Genomic DNA, 15,660 nt, shown 5'->3' with positions numbered 1-15,660 from the left:
TAGCGCGCAGTTGCCGGCGCGCCAAGAATCACTGATAGGAAACCAGCGTTGCACCATTTTCATGGCTGAAATCTGGCTTCACGCCAAGCATGGAAGCCGCACGTCGGATGATGTTTGCAGCCATGATGCCCGCGTTCGAGGCGGCCGTAGCACCCATGCCGGGCTTTTCCGGCTTCGGTTCGTCGGCGATCGTAAGCACTATGTATTGCGGATCGTCCATCGGGAAAGCCGCAACGAAGGCGTTGAAATTCTTTTCCTTCGAGTAACGGCCGTTGACAACCTTCTCCGCCGTTCCCGTCTTGCCGCCCACCCGGTATCCTGGCACCCGTGCATTGCGGCCGGATCCCTTTTCGGCATTGAGTGCATAGAGATAGCGCATGCCCTCGACCGTCTTGTCGCTGACCACTTTCTTGGCCACCGCCATCGCCTGCTCCTGCGTGCGCGGCAGGAAGGTCGGGTCCATCAGATAGCCGCCATTCATCAGCGCGGCGCAGCCGACCGCTGTCTGCAGCGGCGTCGTCGACACACCGTGGCCGAAGGCGATGGTGATCGAATTGACCTGCTTCCAGACCTTGGGCTCGGTCGGCCGAGCGACTTCCGGCAGTTCGGTCTGCATCTTCTCGAGGATTCCCAGGCGATGCAGGAATTCGCGGTGTCCGTCGATGCCAACCGCTTCGGCTTCCTTGGCAGAGCCGATATTGGAGGAGTAGATGAACACTTCCGGCACCGACAGTACCCGGCCCTTGCCATGGAAATCATGGATGGTTTGATGGCCGATCCTGATCGGGCGCGACGCGTCGAAACGGCTTTGCAGCGTTATCTTGCCGGAATCGAGCGCCATAGCGGTGGTGAAGCTCTTGAAGGTCGACCCCATTTCATAGAGGCCGGCCGACATACGGTTGAGCCTGTCCTTGTCCTGCGCGTTATAGGGGTTGTTCGGATCGAAATCCGGAACCGACGCCATCGCCAGCACCTCGCCGGTCTTGACGTTGAGCACAACGGCGCCCGCCGCGATCGCGTGGTACTTTTCCATGCCGGTGGCGACCTCGTCGCGCACGATATGCTGGACGCGCAGGTCGATCGAGAGCTGCACCGGCTTCAAATCCTTGGCCACCGCCAGGCCCGACGCCTGAAGGTCGCTCAAGCCCTGTTCGTCGATGTATTTCTCCATGCCGGAGATGCCCTGATTGTCGATGTTGGTGAGGCCGACAATGTAGGACGAGGTTTCGCCGGCCGGATAGAACCGGCGCTTTTCGGTGCGAAAGCCGAATCCGGGGATGCCGAGTTGCATGATGTCGGCCTGCTGCTTCGGCGTCAGTTGCCGCTGCAGCCAGACGAACCCGGCGCCGCTCTTCAGCTTGTTATATGTCTGCTCGTAGTCGATCTCGGGAAGCACCGTCGACAGCTTTTCGATCGCCTCGTCGGCATCGACGATGCGGCGCGGCTCAGCAAACAGCGACGCGGTCTTGATGTCGGTCGCCAGCACTTCGCCGTTACGGTCGACGATGTCGGGTCGCGATGCCGTCACCCGGCTCTGCGGCCCGCCCGACAGGTCGGGATTCTGGAAACCCAGATAGACCAGCCGCCCGGCAATGGTCGAATAGATGCCGAAGAACACCGCCATCGTCATGATGATGCGGGTCCTGCCCTTGCCACCGGTCGCCTTACGGGCACCTTCGACCACGATCGATCCGCCCGCGCTGGGCTTCGAACCGCGCTTCAGCAGCCTGCCAACCTTTGGAAATCTGGCGGCGATTGGAAATCCGGTGATCATTGGACGATGCCTCCGGTCACCACGGGATCCTTGCCGCCGATATCGGCCATGCCGCCCAGCCGCTGCGATGAAAGGTCCTCGATATTGACGGGTTTCGCCGGCAGATCGTCCAGCCCGACGATCTGCCGCGCATTGACCGGCTCGAGTCCGAGTTGCGATTTGTAGATTTCGGTGAGCTTCTGCAGGCGCGACGGCTGGGTAAGCAGGCTCCAGTCCGCCTTGAGCAGGTCGATCGTGTCCTCCTCATAACGGATCTGCGCCTGGATCTTGTGCACTGCCGCCAGTTGCTCCTCGGCCTCGCGCTTGGTCTTGTAGGTCAGGGCAGCCGCAGAAACCATGACGGCGATCAGGACTATGTCGCTGGTACGAAACACGTGCTCACCTCTCTCCCGGTCGATCGGCGCCGGGAAGCTTTGGGCCAGGCAGTTTTGGCAGGCCGAAAATCGAAAAATCGCCGGCGCGCGCCGGCGCCTCTGTACGGATCGCAGCGCGCAGCCTTGCCGAGCGCGCCCGCGGATTTGCCGTTATCTCGGCATCGCTAGGTGTCACGCCGCCGCCCTTCTTGGTGAAGGTGGCGGTGCGCGCCCGCGCCTCGGGCAGGTGCCGCGATCCGGTCGCTGAATCGGCTCTGTCGGCGATGAAGCGCTTGACGATGCGGTCCTCGAGGGAATGGAAGGTCACCACGGCAAGCCGCCCGCCCGGTTTCAGCACGCGCTCTGCGGCAAACAGTGCCTTGGCCAGTTCGCCGAGTTCGTCATTGACGAAGATGCGCAGCGCCTGGAAAACGCGGGTGGCCGGATGGATCTTATCTTTCGGCGCGCGACCGATATGCGTCTCGATGGCATCGGCAAGGTCGAGCGTGCGCTCGAAGGGGCGTTTTTCGCGACGGCTCTCGATCATGCGGGCGATGCGCCCGGCATGGCGTTCCTCGCCGAGAAAACCGAAGATGCGGGCAAGATCGCCCACCTTGAAGGTGTTGACGACGGCGGCGGCGCTCAGGCCCGCCTGCGCCATGCGCATGTCGAGCGGTCCATCGGCCCGGAATGAAAAGCCGCGCTCCGGCTGGTCGATCTGCATGGAGGAGATGCCGATGTCGAGCACGACGCCATCGGCACTTTCAACCTGCTCGTCGAGCGTCGAGAACGGTGCCTGGACAAGCCTGAGCTTGCCGCCGGACTGCTGTTCAAGGGCCCGCCCCGCCGCGATCGCATCCGGATCGCGGTCGATGGCGACGACCGAGGCTCCGCTTGCCAGAATGGCCTTGGTGTAGCCGCCGGCACCGAACGTGCCGTCGACGATCACCTCGCCTTTTGTCGGCGCCAGCGCCTCCAGAACTTCGGCAAGGAGGACCGGAATGTGACGGGCTGGTCCGCCAGCGGCATGAACTTCATCGCCGTCGCCCGCCATCATTCCAGCCGCTCCCCGGGCTTCGTCCCCTGCCGAAGCTGCAAAAGCCGGGCACGTGCTTCCGTCCCATAGGCGCTGAGCCGTCCCGGCTCCCAGATCTGAAAGAAATTGCCGCGGCCAACGAAGGCCACTTCCGCTGAAATGCCGGTATGCTCGCGAATGAAATCGCTCATCGTGATACGGCCGTCCTGGTCGAGCTTCAGAAACGTTCCATCGCCATGGCAGAAGAACGACATGTCGTCCGCCGTCTGCAGGAACGGGTCTTCCTGGGCGATGCGCTGCTCGTAGCGATCGAGCAGGTCGAGCCCACCGACATCCATCGCCGGGCGATCCAGGCAGCGTAGCGCATAAAGTTCCGAATAGCCGCGTTTCTGCACAACGGCACGGAAATGCGCCGGCACGGACACCCGTCCCTTCGCATCGATCCTGTTCACCGCGTTCGACAGAAACCGGTCCATTACGCGTTACGGCCGCTTGCGCCGCCGCACCCCTCTGCATCTTCCTATCCGCGCCGCCCCAGCCCGGTCGGCGTCCAAAACCCGCTTCGTTGTGACGGGCGAACGCAGGCAAACGCGCAGCCGCCGCGGCTGCCCGATTGGCGTACGCTTCACCCTGACACGGAACGAAGGCTTGAGTATCGGAATGGGATATCATGGGGTGTTATGGGCGTCAACGGGAACAGTCTTCAAAACGCGCCTGCCACGACTGGGGAGAGCAGCTTTGACGGCACTCCGGTCTTTATCGTCTATTAAGCCTAACGAAGCGTTTAGAGCCGTGTGGCCCAACCGGAGCCGACTTGCTGCGGATCGCTGCCGCGCATAGCCTCGGCATCTCCTTTTCCGGTCAGTAACGAGGTTTGAAATCATGTCCGAAACAGCCAAGTCACGCGCCGCGGCACTTCCCCATCTGCGCCGCGGCGGGCTGGCCAAGGGCGACCCGATCCCCTTGCCCCTGACGATGGCCGCCATCTTTCATGCGCCCGGCGACGCCACCGGCTTCGATCAATATGGCCGCTTCAGCAATCCGACCTGGGATGCGGTCGAGCACATGCTGGCGCATCTGGAAGACGCCCCATGCGTCGCCTTTCCCTCGGGGATGGCTGCCATCTCGGCGGTATTTTTCGGCCTGCTCAAAGCCGGCGACCGTATCCTGCTGCCGTCCGACGGCTATCACACGACGAGAGCGCTGGCAGAGCGCTTCCTGAAGTCCTTCGGCGTCGCTTACGATGTCCGGCCGACGTCGAACTTCCTCGACGGCGGCTTCGACGGATACCGGCTTGCCTTCGTCGAAACGCCCGCCAACCCAGGACTGGACATATGCGACATCGCAGCCGTCGCCGAGGCCGTGCATAGAGCGGGTGCGGTGCTTGTGGTCGACAACACGACGATGACGCCTTTCGGCCAGCGCCCGCTCGATCTCGGCGCAGATATCGTCATTGCCGCCGATACCAAGGCACCAAACGGCCATTCCGATGTGCTGTTCGGCCATGTCGCCAGCCGCGACGCGGACATTATCTCGAGGGTGACCGACTGGCGCGAGACGTCGGGCGCCATCCCCGGGCCGTTCGAGGCATGGCTGGTGCATCGCGGCCTCGAAACGCTGGACGTGCGCTTCGACCGCATGTGCGCTTCCGCCGAAATGATAGCGCGACGGCTGAAAAACCATCGCGCGATCAGCGGCTTGCGCTTTCCGGGACTGGAGAGCGATCCATCGCACAATCTTGCCCGCGCCCAGATGGAGCGCTTCGGCTTTCTCATCTCGTTCGTGCTCGCCTCGGAGGACAAGGCCGAGGATTTCATCAACAATTGCGCCTTGATGCAGGCCGCGACGTCGTTCGGCGGCGTGCACACTTCGGCCGAACGGCGATCAAAAAGGGGAGATGCCGTTCCGCCCGGCTTCGTTCGCCTGTCGATCGGCTGCGAGCCGGTGGAAGAGCTTTGGCAGGCGATCGAGGCGTCGCTAGACGCAATCGGTGGCTGAATCGGCAATCACGAATTCAGATCGTCGGCATCAATCTTGCGCCGGCCGTGCAGCACGCGAATGATTTCGATCGCCTCTTCGCGGACACGATACAAGGTGAGGTATTCGCCGACGATCAGGTGACGGATTCCGGTTGCGATGTCTTCGCGCGGCGCACCTGAGAAGGGGTGCAGGGTCAGCAAATCCCACCGCCTTTGCAAGAGATCCACGAGCCGAACCGCCGCATTTGGATTCTGTTCGGCAATGTAGTCGCCGATGGCTTCGAGGTCGCGATCAATGCCTGAGGAAGCAGGCGGTATTTCACTCCTCAAGGCCTTTGGTTCCGGCCATTTTTAGATATTTGGCGCGCAGCCGTTCCATGATTGGCGGCCCGTCCAGCCCCGGTCCGCCGTCGATCCCCTCCTGCACCAGCTTGCGCAATTCCTCGACCGTGTAGCCGAGCAGGTCGCGCCGGTCCTTCCATTGCCTCAGCGCGTCGCGGATCACCTCGCTCGCCGAGGCATATTCGCCGGCGGCGACCACGTCGTCGACTGCCGCGGCCAGTTCCGGCGACAGCGTGATGCTGCGTTTATCGACCTGTCCCATGACGCGCTCCTGAATACCGTCATCCAAATGGTACGATTTAATCGCACCATTTTCAAGGAATGTCGCGCTCGATTGCGGGTCGAAAACTGAATCAACTGCTGCGCCCGAAGACGCAACCTGCTGATATCAGGAGATTTCCTTTATAGGGAAAACTGCCAGCTGGCCTGTAAGCCGGGTTCTGTATGGCCCTCGCCCCTTACGGGGCGAGAACGTGGCGGCCATTCATCTTGGGCGCATGTTGCCATGCGCCTCACGCAACCTACCCGGACGGTGAGCCGGAAACAGCCCTCGAGGGTTTCCCCTCGCACCGCCCCTATTCGGTCTTGCTCCCGGTGGGGTTTACCGTGCCGCTCCTGTTGCCAGTCGCGCGGTGGGCTCTTACCCCACCCTTTCACCCTTGCCACGATTGGATCGTGGCGGTTTGCTTTCTGTGGCACTTTCCCTGGGGTCGCCCCCGCCGGCCATTAACCGGCACCGTGTCTCCATGGAGCCCGGACTTTCCTCACCCGCAGCCTTTCGGCTTCGCGGGTGCGGCCGCCCGGCCAGCTGGCAAGGCGTATAAAGGGGTTCAGGCCCGAAAACGCAAACGAAAAAGCAAGTTGTCGCTTGTCAGGCGGGCGCTCCAAGTGCTGCCAGCTGCACCTTGACCTTGCCGCAATAGGCTGCGGACACCGGGTTCATCCGTGTGGCGGCGTGGCCGGCATTGTATTTCAGGATCGTGCCGCAGGTCGTGCCGCCGCCGAGATCCCGCGCCATGGCAAGGTACTTCATGCCGTATTTGATGTTGGTATCGGGATCGTAGAGACCCTGAACCGAACCGCTATAGCCCATCATCCTTGCCGTCGCCGGCTTGATCTGCATCAGGCCGATCTCGCCGGCGCTGCCGACCTGGTTCGGTTGGTAGTTGCTTTCGATCTTGATGACGGCGTTGGCGAGCGACACCGGGACGCCATAGCTGGCGGCATAACGCGCAATGATCGCCGAATACTGTCCGCTGCCGCCGACAACCACCGCCTGAGGCGCTGGCCTGCTCTTCGGAGCGACTGACGCCGTTGCCATGCGGTCGATGCGTTTGCGGTTACGCTTCACATGCTGTTTGGCGATTGTCTTTCTCGCAGCAGTTGGCCTTTTCGCGGAGACTGGCTTTTTCGTCCCTACCGCGGCCGCTTTTTCCACTTTTGCGGTGGCGGTCTTCTCTACTTTTGCACCACCCTTCGGCATGGCGGTTTTGCCGGCTGCGGCACTGAAGCCCTGATCGGCCCGCTGGCTCAGCGGTGCGCTGTTCGCCGCACTGAAGGCAAAAGTCATTACGCCGGCAGCAATGGCTGCCGTTAAAACGGTCAATTTCTGCATGTGATCCTGTTCTGTTTGATCTGCACAAAGAACTTCGCGCAGATACCCTCAATCAACATCGGAACATGTGGGGGGATAGACGTCCGACAATCTGTACGGATCGCCTTTGACGACGGAATTGGCGCCAAAGAAGGCGACGCAAGTCACTTTGAGTAACAGATTGTAACTTTTAAGCTGGCAAAAGATTATTTGAGAGAGGCTATCCTTGCGTAAGCGAGCAGCCTTTCCAGCGTGCGGATCGTCGATCCGTCAGCCATGCCATCGACCAGGCGCAGCCGGAAATGCCGCTGAAATGCCTCGACCACGATTTCGGTCTGCCGGTCGAAAGTGCCGGTGATCTCGACGCCATAACCATAGAGCGCCAGCATCGACTGCAGCGCCTCTACCTCGGCGCCGGTATCGCCTGGCTTCAGCACGGCGCCGCGCCGGATCGGTGCTGCCGGCACAACATGGCCGATACCGGCAGCAAACAAGGCCTTCCATGGAAATTTCTCGCCTGGATCGACCTTTCGCCCCGGTGCCACGTCGGAATGGGCAAGCACCCGCTGCGCCGGAATGGAATGGCGCTCGATGATCCCAGCGCACAGGCCGATCACCGCGTCGATCTGCGGTTTTGGAAAGTTGCGATAGCCGAGCGTATGCCCCGGATTGACGATCTCGATGCCGATCGAACAGGAGTTGATGTCGCTCTGTCCGAACCACGAGCTCTTGCCGGCATGCCAGGCGCGGTCGCTTTCCCTTACCATCTGAACAATTCGGCCGTCCTCATGGACCAGGTAGTGCGACGAGACCTCGCTTGCCGGATCGCACAACCATGCCTCGGCACCGGCGCCGGTAGCCATGCCGGTGTAGTGCAGCACGATCATATCGGGTCCGAGCGTCCCGCGCCGTGGTCCGAAATTCGGCGATACCCTGACCTCGGCGCTCGGCTCATCGGGCGGAAAGCCGCTCATGCGTGCCGCAGGCCCCGCTCGATCATTTCATAGGCCGCGTTGATCGCCGCCAGCCTGGTCGTCGCGATCTTGATGAATTCCTGCGGCAGGCCGCGTGCGATCAGCCGGTCCGGATGATTGTCGGAGACCAGCTTGCGGTAGCGCCTGCGGACCTCCTCGAACGGCTTCCCGCGCTCGATGCCGAGAACAACATAGGGATCGGCGGCACCCAGATCGACATGCCGGGCCAGGATGCTCTGGTAATGCGCCTCATCGATGCGGAATATCTCGGCGATGCGATGCAGGAATTCGCCCTCGCGCTCATGCACCATCCCGTCGGCCTTGGCGATGTGGAACAGCCCGTCGAGTATGTCCTCGAGCATCAGGCAGTTCGAATGGCCCGAACCGCAAAGCTGCGCCATCCGCACGGCATAGGTTTCGAAACCGGCAATGTCGCGTTTGGCCAAATCGTAGAGCCGCGCCACATTGCGCCTCTGTTCCTTCGGCACCTCGAATATTTCCTGGAAGGCGCGCACCTCGTCTTGCGTGACGATGCCGTCTGCCTTGGCCATCTTGGCCGACAGGGCGATCATCGCCACCGAGAAGGCGACGCGCCGGCGCAGATCGGCATCGCCGGAGAAAACCGTGCGCACGGCCTCGACCACTTCGGCGACGCCTGACGACGCTGAAGATGAAACGCGTGTGACGAAGTCGCCAAGGCGGTCCCAAATCGACATGGGGGCTTCATAGGGCCAACCACCCATCGCTATCAAGCCAAGACAGTGCCGCAGGGGCTGGCCCAATCGATTTGGCGCAATGCCTGAGGCGGCTGGCGCCAGCGCTCACGTCGTCGCACTCGGCCGCCAGGCGCTGGTATCGTAAGCAGCAGAAAGGCCGGCCTGTGAGGCCAGCCTTTCCTTGGTTGTCACATTGACTACTGAGCCGGAGCAGCCGGCGCAGGCGCCGGAGCCGGAGCCGGCTCGGCAGGCTTGTTGGCGTCAGGAGCAGCCGGCTTCATCGTCTGGTCGGATGCCGGCGGGTTGGTGCTCTGCGTCGTGGTGTTGTCGGTGCCGCTGTTGCTGCAGGCGGCAAGGCCAAGCAACGCAAGCGCCGACACCGACGCAAGAATGAGTTTCTTCATGATATCTCTCCTCTAATCACGCCTCCGTTACCGGCGGCGGTCGAGGACACAATGCGTAAGCTGCGCATGAGTTTCGTAACGTTGCATTTCTGCCTGTAACATATTCCAATCACTTGACGATTGCCGGTCAGGGCCTCGCGAGCTAACAGATCGAACAGGGAAAAATCCAGGGAGCCGCCGCAGTGACTGCAAAATGGGATTTCTGGATCGACCGTGGCGGCACCTTCACCGATGTCATCGGCCGTGACCCGGAAGGCGCGCTGCACCCGCGCAAGCTGCTGTCCGAGAATCCCGAAGCCTATGCCGATGCTGCCATCCAGGGCATTCGTGATTTGCTCGGCGTCCAACCCGGCGCTCCAATCCCCTCCGCTCTGATCGGCGATGTCAAGATGGGCACCACGGTTGCCACCAATGCCCTTCTCGAGCGCAAGGGCGACCGTGTGCTGCTGCTCATCACCAAAGGCTTCCGCGATGCGCTGAGGATTGCCTATCAGGCCAGGCCCGATATCTTTGCCAAGCAGATCATCCTTCCCGAACAGCTCTATGAGCGTGTCGTCGAGATCGACGAAAGGGTTCGCGCCGACGGCAGTGTCGAGCGCCTGCTCGACATTGCTTCCGTACGCCCGGCTATTGAGCAAGCCAAGGCGGACGGCATCGATGCGGTCGCGATCGTCTTCATGCATGCCTGGAAACATCCCGAGCACGAAAAGGCGGTCGCCAAAGTCTGTCGAAAGCTCGGATTCTCGCAGGTCTCGGTCAGTCACGAGGTCTCGCCGCTGATCAAGCTGGTCGGCCGTGGCGACACCACGGTGGTCGACGCCTATCTGTCGCCGATCCTGGCTAGGTATGTGCAAAGGGTTGCGGCGGAACTGGGTGCCGCGCCAATCTCCCCCCTTGTGGGGGAGATGGCTGCGCAGCAGCCAGAGGGGGTCATCTCAGAAGGCACCGCCAGAGTGTCGAACCCAGTCGAGCCGACCCCACCCGGCGGCTTCGCCGCCACCCTCCCCTCAAGGGGGAGGGAAAGCCCTCGCCTCATGTTCATGATGTCGTCGGGCGGCCTCACCGCCGCCGACATGTTCCAGGGCAAGGATGCGCTGTTGTCCGGCCCGGCCGGCGGTGTCGTCGGCATGGTCGAGACGGCAAAACTCGCCGGTTTCGGCAAAGTCATAGGCTTCGACATGGGCGGCACCTCCACCGATGTCGCCCATTACGATGGTGACTACGAGCGCGCCTTCGACACCGAGGTCGCCGGCGTGCGCATCCGCGCGCCGATGATGCGCATCCACACCGTTGCTGCAGGCGGCGGCTCGATCCTCCATTACGAGGCCGGCCGCTTTCGCGCCGGGCCGGATTCGGCCGGCGCCAATCCCGGCCCGGCCGCCTATAGGCGCGGCGGCCCGTTGGCCGTCACTGACGCCAATGTCATGCTGGGCAAGCTGCAGCCCGAGTTCTTCCCGGCTATTTTTGGACCGGGCCAGGACGAACCGCTCGACGTCCAGACGGTTCGCGAAAAATTCACCGCACTTGCCGCCGAGATCGGCGACGGCCGCTCGCCGGAAACCGTCGCCGAAGGGTTCATCACCATCGCCGTCGAAAACATGGCCAACGCCATCAAGAAGATTTCGGTGCAGCGCGGCTACGATGTCACCGAATACCTCCTGAACTGCTTCGGCGGCGCCGGCGGCCAGCACGCTTGCCTGGTCGCCGATGCGCTCGGCATGGAGGCGGTGCTGATCCATCCCTTCTCAGGCCTGCTCTCGGCATACGGCATCGGCCTATCCTCTGTATTTGCGTCACGCCAGCAGGCGCTGCTGAAGCCGCTGGCGGACAATTCCGGGCCAGCGATCGATGAACTCATCGCAACGCTGCGCAAAGCCGTCATCGACGAACTCGCCGCGCAAGGCATCAGCGAAGACGCGGTCGCCTCGAGACCGGTGCTGCAGATCCGCTACGACGGCACCGATACCGCGCTGCCTGTGAACTTCGGGCACGGCTCGATTGCGCAGGCCAAGGCGGACTTCGAACTGGCGCACAAGGCGCAGTTCGGTTTCGTCTACGACGACAAGCCGATGATCGTCGAATCGGTCGGCGTCGAGGGTACCGATACCGGCGGCACCGGCCGCGACGAAAGCGATTCAGTTGTTGAAGACATGGCCGCAAGTCCTTCCGGGAACCGGAAAATCTTTGTCGACGGCGTCTGGCGCGACGCCGGCATCTTCCCTCGCGAAACGCTGAAGCCTGGTAACAAGATCGCCGGCCCTGCTTTGATCATCGAGCCGAACCAGACCATTATCGTCGAGCCGGGCTGGCAGGCCGAGATCACCGCCAAGGACCACGTATTGATGCGGCGCGTCGAGAAGAAGCGCCGACAGGCCGCACTCGGCACCGAAGCCGATCCGGTGATGCTGGAGGTCTTCAACAACCTGTTCATGTCGATCGCCGAACAGATGGGCGTAACGCTGCAAAACACTGCCTATTCCGTCAACATCAAGGAGCGGCTCGATTTCTCCTGCGCCGTCTTCGACCGGAATGGCGCGCTGGTCGCCAACGCACCGCATATGCCGGTGCATCTCGGCTCGATGGACCGCTCGGTGGAGACCATCATCCGGCTCAATTCCGGCGACATTCACCCCGGCGACGTCTTTGCGCTGAACGCACCTTACAATGGCGGCACCCATCTGCCTGATATCACAGTGGTGACGCCGGTGTTTTCCCTCCCCCTTGAGGGGAGGGTGGCCGCGAAGCGGCCGGGTGGGGTCCTCGCAGAAGGCACCACAAGTGCGTCGAGCACTGCCGCAACGACCCCCTCCGGCGGCTTCGCCGCCACCTCCCCCTCGAGGGGGGAGGAGATCCTCTTCTACGTCGCCTCGCGTGGCCATCATGCCGACATCGGCGGCACCGCGCCCGGCTCGATGACGCCGCTTGCCACAACCGTCGACGAGGAAGGCGTGCTGTTCGATAATTTCCGCATCGTCGATCGCGGCCGGTTCCGCGAGAAGGACCTGGAGACGCTACTCACCAACCACCCCTACCCGGCGCGCAATCCGCACCAGAACATCTCCGACCTCAAGGCGCAGATCGCCGCGAACGAAAAGGGCGTCGCCGAGCTGCGCAAGATGGTCGCGCATTTCGGCCTCGATGTGGTCGAAGCCTATATGGGCCATGTCCAGGACAATGCCGCCGAAAGCGTGCGCCGCGTTCTGGAGCGGCTGCCCGACAGTTCCGAATACGAATATCCGACCGACACCGGCCAAATGATCAAGGTGAAGATATCGGTCGACCGGCGGAAGCGCGAAGCGACCGTCGACTTCACCGGAACGTCGCCGGTGATGAAGAACAATTTCAATGCGCCAGAGCCAGTCGCCCGAGCCGCTGTGCTTTATGCCTTCCGCGTCATGGTCGAAGACAACATCCCGATGAATGCCGGATGTCTGCGGCCGATCAACATCGTCATTCCCGACGGCTCGATGCTGAAGCCCGCCTATCCCGCGGCAGTCGTCGCCGGTAACGTCGAGACCTCTCAGCACGTCACCAACGCGCTGTTCGGCGCCATGGGCGCGATGGCCAATGCGCAAGGCACGATGAACAATCTCACCTTCGGCAACAAGCAATACCAGTATTACGAGACGATCTGCTCGGGCTCGCCGGCTGGCCGGATGAACGACGGCCGCGGTTTTGCCGGCACCTCCGGCGTCCACACCCATATGACCAATTCGCGCCTGACCGATCCGGAAGTGCTGGAACTGCGTTTCCCGGTATTGCTCGAGGATTTTCATATCCGCGAAGGCTCCGGCGGCGAAGGCAAATGGAATGCCGGCGACGGCACCGGGCGCACCATCCGCTTCCTCGAAAAAATGGAATGCGCGATCCTGTCCTCGCATCGCAACCGCCCGCCGCGGGGACTGGACGGAGGCGGCGATGGCGAGGCCGGTTCGACCAAGGTCCGCCGCAAGACCGGCGCGATCGAGACGCTGAAAGCCTGCGATCAGACCATCCTCGACGCTGGCGAGGCGGTCATCGTGACGACGCCGACCCCAGGTGGATTTGGCAAGGCCTGAACTCGCGTCAACAGGCTGTCACTGGCCTGTCATCACCCTGCGCTACCCGCTTGCGGCAAAGCAAACGGGGAATCGCCTTGCCATGACGGACATTTCTGGGGACCTGGTTTTTCGCCGCGGCAAGGAAGTCGGCAAGGCCGTCTACCAGAACCGCCCGCTGTCGAAAGCCGGCATCTCCGAGCGCCTGTTCGCCTTCCTGTTCTCCGGCCTCGTCTATCCGCAGATCTGGGAAGACCCCGAAATCGACATGGACGCGATGCAGCTCGGGACGGGCCACCGCATCGTCACCATTGCCTCCGGCGGCTGTAACATCCTTGCCTATCTCACCCGCTCGCCGGAAAGGATCGATGCCGTCGACCTCAACGCTGCCCATATCGCGCTGAACCGCATGAAGCTCGAAGCCGTCCGTCACCTGCCGTCGCAGGGCGACCTGTTCCGTTTCTTCGGCGCGGCTGAGACCGGGCACAATTCACAGGCCTACGATCGCTTCATCGCACCGCATCTCGACCCGGTCAGCCGCCATTATTGGGAGCGCCGCAACTGGCGCGGCCGTCGCCGCATCGCCGTCTTCGACCGCAATTTCTACCAGACCGGCCTGCTTGGCCTGTTCATTGCGATGGGCCATCGCACCGCAAAATTCTTCGGCGTCGACCCGGCCGGAATCATGGACGCTAAGAGCATCGCCGATCAGCGCCGCTTCTTCGACGAAGAGCTGGCGCCGGTCTTCGAAAAACCGCTGCTGAAATGGGCGACCTCGCGAAAGGCTTCGCTGTTCGGCCTCGGCATTCCGCCGGCCCAGTACGATTCGCTGATCACCTCGGGTGACGGCACCATGGCCAGCGTGCTGAAGGCACGACTGGAAAAGCTCGCCTGCGATTTTCCGCTGAAGACCAATTATTTCGCCTGGCAGGCTTTCGCCCGCCGCTACCCTGATCCGGGCGAGGCCGCCCTGCCCGCCTATCTCGAAAAGCGCAACTACAAGACGATCCGCAACAATGTCGATCGCGTTGCCATCCACCACGCCAATCTGATCGAGTTCCTTGCCCGCAAGGATGCCGGCTCGGTGGATCGCTTCGTGCTGCTCGATGCACAGGACTGGATGACCGACGACCAGCTCAACGAGTTGTGGGCCGAGATCACCCGAACCGCCTCCACCGGCGCCCGCGTCATCTTCCGCACCGCAGCGGAACCCAGCCTGCTGCCCGGCCGCGTCTCGAATTCGCTGCTCGATCAGTGGCGCTACGAGAACGACGCCTCGCGCGAGTTTTCGGCGCGCGACCGCTCGGCCATCTATGGCGGCTTCCATCTCTATGTGAAGCGGTCCGCATGAGCACGACCGACTTGCCGGCCAGCCATGCCGAACTGATGGACGGCGTCTACCGCTGGCAGCGTCATATCTACGACCTGACCCGCAAATACTATCTGCTCGGCCGCGACCGGCTTATCGCCGGACTGGATGTGCCGGCCGGCGGCACCGTGCTCGAGCTCGGCTGCGGCACCGGCCGCAACATCATCCTCGCCGCCCGCCGCTATCCCGGCGCGCGCTTCTTCGGCCTCGATATTTCGGCCGAGATGCTGGAGACGGCCACTGCCGCCCTCGCGCGCGAAGGCCTCTCCGGCCGCGTCACGCTGGTGCGCGGCGATGCCACGAATTTCGACGCGAAAGCGCTGTTCGGCGTCGAAAGTTTCGACCGCGTCTTTGTCTCATATTCGCTGTCGATGATCCCCGGCTGGGAAAAGACGGTATCCGCGGCTCTTGCTGCTCTGTCACCGGGTGGCTCGCTGCATGTCGTCGATTTTGGCCAGCAGGAAGCCTTGCCCAGCTGGTTCCGCAAGCTGTTGCGCGGCTGGCTGAAAAAATTCCACGTCGAGCCGCGTCAATCGTTGCGCGCGATTCTGGATTCGGAATCTGCAAGAGTTGGCGCAAGCGTTCGATTCAAAACACTTTATCGCGGCTACAGCTGGCTCGCCGTGAGCAAGATCGCCATCTAATATCAATTTTGCCGTGGAAGGTTTTGGGGCTCCAATCCTAAATGAGGGCCGTGGCTGAAATCAGTTAATTGGCTAAATCACACATTGCCATATGACCCAAGGAGTGGTACATTATCTCCTCGCCGGAAGCATGGGATGATCATCGGCTTTAGAGATGGATGGCTGCGGGCTTTCTTCGTGGACGACACCCACTCCCGCAATATTCCGTCCGATCTCGAAAGCCGCTTGTTCCGCAAGCTCCAGATGATTGACGACGCGGCGATCGATCAGGATTTGCGTGTGCCGCCCAGCAACCATTTCGAGAAGTTGCGCGGCAATCTCGAAGGCTTCCATTCGATCCGTGTCAACAAACAATGGCGGCTGGTCTTCCGCTGGGACGGGGGCCGGGGCGAGGCGTCGGACATCTATCTCGACGACCACAGTTATATATAAGTGAGG

General features: G+C 62.2%; 15 protein-coding genes and 1 other RNA gene. 5 read left to right on the top strand and 11 right to left on the bottom strand.

What is annotated here, in order from left to right; genetic code table 11:
* Positions 1 to 28: 28 nt before the first annotated feature.
* Genes NKI16_RS01390 through mraZ form a run of 4 tightly spaced genes read right to left on the bottom strand, consistent with a single transcriptional unit; the run spans position 29 to position 3,639 of the window.
* Positions 29 to 1,774, bottom strand: a complete 1,746-nt coding sequence (locus NKI16_RS01390; RefSeq protein WP_352570485.1) for a peptidoglycan D,D-transpeptidase FtsI family protein — start codon at positions 1,772 to 1,774, stop codon at positions 29 to 31.
* On the bottom strand, positions 1,771 to 2,148 hold the full coding sequence (gene ftsL / locus NKI16_RS01385; RefSeq protein WP_023676771.1) for a cell division protein FtsL: 378 nt from the start codon (positions 2,146 to 2,148) through the stop codon (positions 1,771 to 1,773). The genes NKI16_RS01390 and ftsL overlap by 4 nt, the downstream gene beginning before the upstream one ends.
* Positions 2,149 to 2,152: 4 nt before the next feature.
* Positions 2,153 to 3,184: a 16S rRNA (cytosine(1402)-N(4))-methyltransferase RsmH gene (gene rsmH, locus NKI16_RS01380; protein ID WP_352622680.1), complete on the bottom strand. Its 1,032-nt coding sequence runs from the start codon at positions 3,182 to 3,184 to the stop codon at positions 2,153 to 2,155.
* Positions 3,181 to 3,639, bottom strand: a complete 459-nt coding sequence (gene mraZ / locus NKI16_RS01375; protein ID WP_352570487.1) for a division/cell wall cluster transcriptional repressor MraZ — start codon at positions 3,637 to 3,639, stop codon at positions 3,181 to 3,183. The genes rsmH and mraZ overlap by 4 nt, the downstream gene beginning before the upstream one ends.
* A 406-nt stretch (positions 3,640 to 4,045) precedes the next feature.
* On the opposite strand from mraZ, the gene NKI16_RS01370 reads away from it, so the two are divergent.
* Positions 4,046 to 5,161 (top strand): cystathionine gamma-lyase, encoded by a 1,116-nt coding sequence (locus NKI16_RS01370; RefSeq protein WP_352622678.1) that lies wholly within the window; start codon positions 4,046 to 4,048, stop codon positions 5,159 to 5,161.
* Positions 5,162 to 5,169: 8 nt separating this feature from the next.
* On the opposite strand, the gene NKI16_RS01365 is transcribed toward NKI16_RS01370, so the two are convergent.
* The 7 genes from NKI16_RS01365 to NKI16_RS01335 all read right to left on the bottom strand — a co-directional run bounded on the left by NKI16_RS01365 (position 5,170) and on the right by NKI16_RS01335 (position 9,172).
* Positions 5,170 to 5,472, bottom strand: coding sequence for a type II toxin-antitoxin system RelE/ParE family toxin (locus NKI16_RS01365; RefSeq protein WP_352622676.1), 303 nt, complete (start codon positions 5,470 to 5,472; stop codon positions 5,170 to 5,172).
* The gene (locus NKI16_RS01360) at positions 5,462 to 5,746 is read right to left on the bottom strand and encodes a type II toxin-antitoxin system ParD family antitoxin (protein ID WP_352622674.1); all 285 of its coding nucleotides are present in this window, start codon (positions 5,744 to 5,746) and stop codon (positions 5,462 to 5,464) included. The genes NKI16_RS01365 and NKI16_RS01360 overlap by 11 nt, the downstream gene beginning before the upstream one ends.
* A 151-nt stretch (positions 5,747 to 5,897) precedes the next feature.
* Positions 5,898 to 6,296: RNase P RNA component class A (gene rnpB, locus NKI16_RS01355), an RNA gene on the bottom strand.
* Positions 6,297 to 6,355: 59 nt separating this feature from the next.
* Positions 6,356 to 7,099, bottom strand: a complete 744-nt coding sequence (locus NKI16_RS01350) for a lytic transglycosylase domain-containing protein (protein WP_352782014.1) — start codon at positions 7,097 to 7,099, stop codon at positions 6,356 to 6,358.
* Positions 7,100 to 7,284: 185 nt separating this feature from the next.
* Positions 7,285 to 8,052: an N-acetylmuramoyl-L-alanine amidase gene (locus tag NKI16_RS01345; protein WP_352622672.1), complete on the bottom strand. Its 768-nt coding sequence runs from the start codon at positions 8,050 to 8,052 to the stop codon at positions 7,285 to 7,287.
* Positions 8,049 to 8,768 carry a TerB family tellurite resistance protein gene (locus NKI16_RS01340; RefSeq protein WP_352622670.1) on the bottom strand — a complete coding sequence of 240 codons (720 nt, stop codon included), beginning with the start codon at positions 8,766 to 8,768 and terminating at the stop codon, positions 8,049 to 8,051. Before NKI16_RS01340 ends, NKI16_RS01345 begins: the two co-directional genes overlap by 4 nt.
* A gap of 197 nt (positions 8,769 to 8,965) precedes the next feature.
* A complete protein-coding gene (locus NKI16_RS01335) occupies positions 8,966 to 9,172 on the bottom strand; it encodes a hypothetical protein (protein WP_023676780.1) in 207 nt (68 codons plus the stop codon).
* 182 nt (positions 9,173 to 9,354) lie between these two features.
* On the opposite strand from NKI16_RS01335, the gene NKI16_RS01330 reads away from it, so the two are divergent.
* From NKI16_RS01330 to NKI16_RS01315, 4 genes are all read left to right on the top strand, one after another.
* Positions 9,355 to 13,230, top strand: a complete 3,876-nt coding sequence (locus NKI16_RS01330; RefSeq protein WP_352782015.1) for a hydantoinase B/oxoprolinase family protein — start codon at positions 9,355 to 9,357, stop codon at positions 13,228 to 13,230.
* Positions 13,231 to 13,312: 82 nt separating this feature from the next.
* A complete protein-coding gene (locus tag NKI16_RS01325) occupies positions 13,313 to 14,560 on the top strand; it encodes a BtaA family protein (RefSeq protein ID WP_352625428.1) in 1,248 nt (415 codons plus the stop codon).
* Positions 14,557 to 15,222 carry a class I SAM-dependent methyltransferase gene (locus NKI16_RS01320; protein WP_352625430.1) on the top strand — a complete coding sequence of 222 codons (666 nt, stop codon included), beginning with the start codon at positions 14,557 to 14,559 and terminating at the stop codon, positions 15,220 to 15,222. Before NKI16_RS01325 ends, NKI16_RS01320 begins: the two co-directional genes overlap by 4 nt.
* Positions 15,223 to 15,357: 135 nt before the next feature.
* A complete protein-coding gene (locus tag NKI16_RS01315; protein ID WP_352456184.1) occupies positions 15,358 to 15,654 on the top strand; it encodes a type II toxin-antitoxin system RelE/ParE family toxin in 297 nt (98 codons plus the stop codon).
* Positions 15,655 to 15,660 lie beyond the last annotated feature (6 nt).

The organism is Mesorhizobium sp. M0698 (assembly GCF_040320455.1).
Taxonomy (GTDB): Bacteria; Pseudomonadota; Alphaproteobacteria; order Rhizobiales; family Rhizobiaceae; genus Mesorhizobium.
The sequence above is the reverse complement of the archived record's forward strand: the minus strand, read 5'-3'. Positions and strand labels throughout refer to the sequence as shown.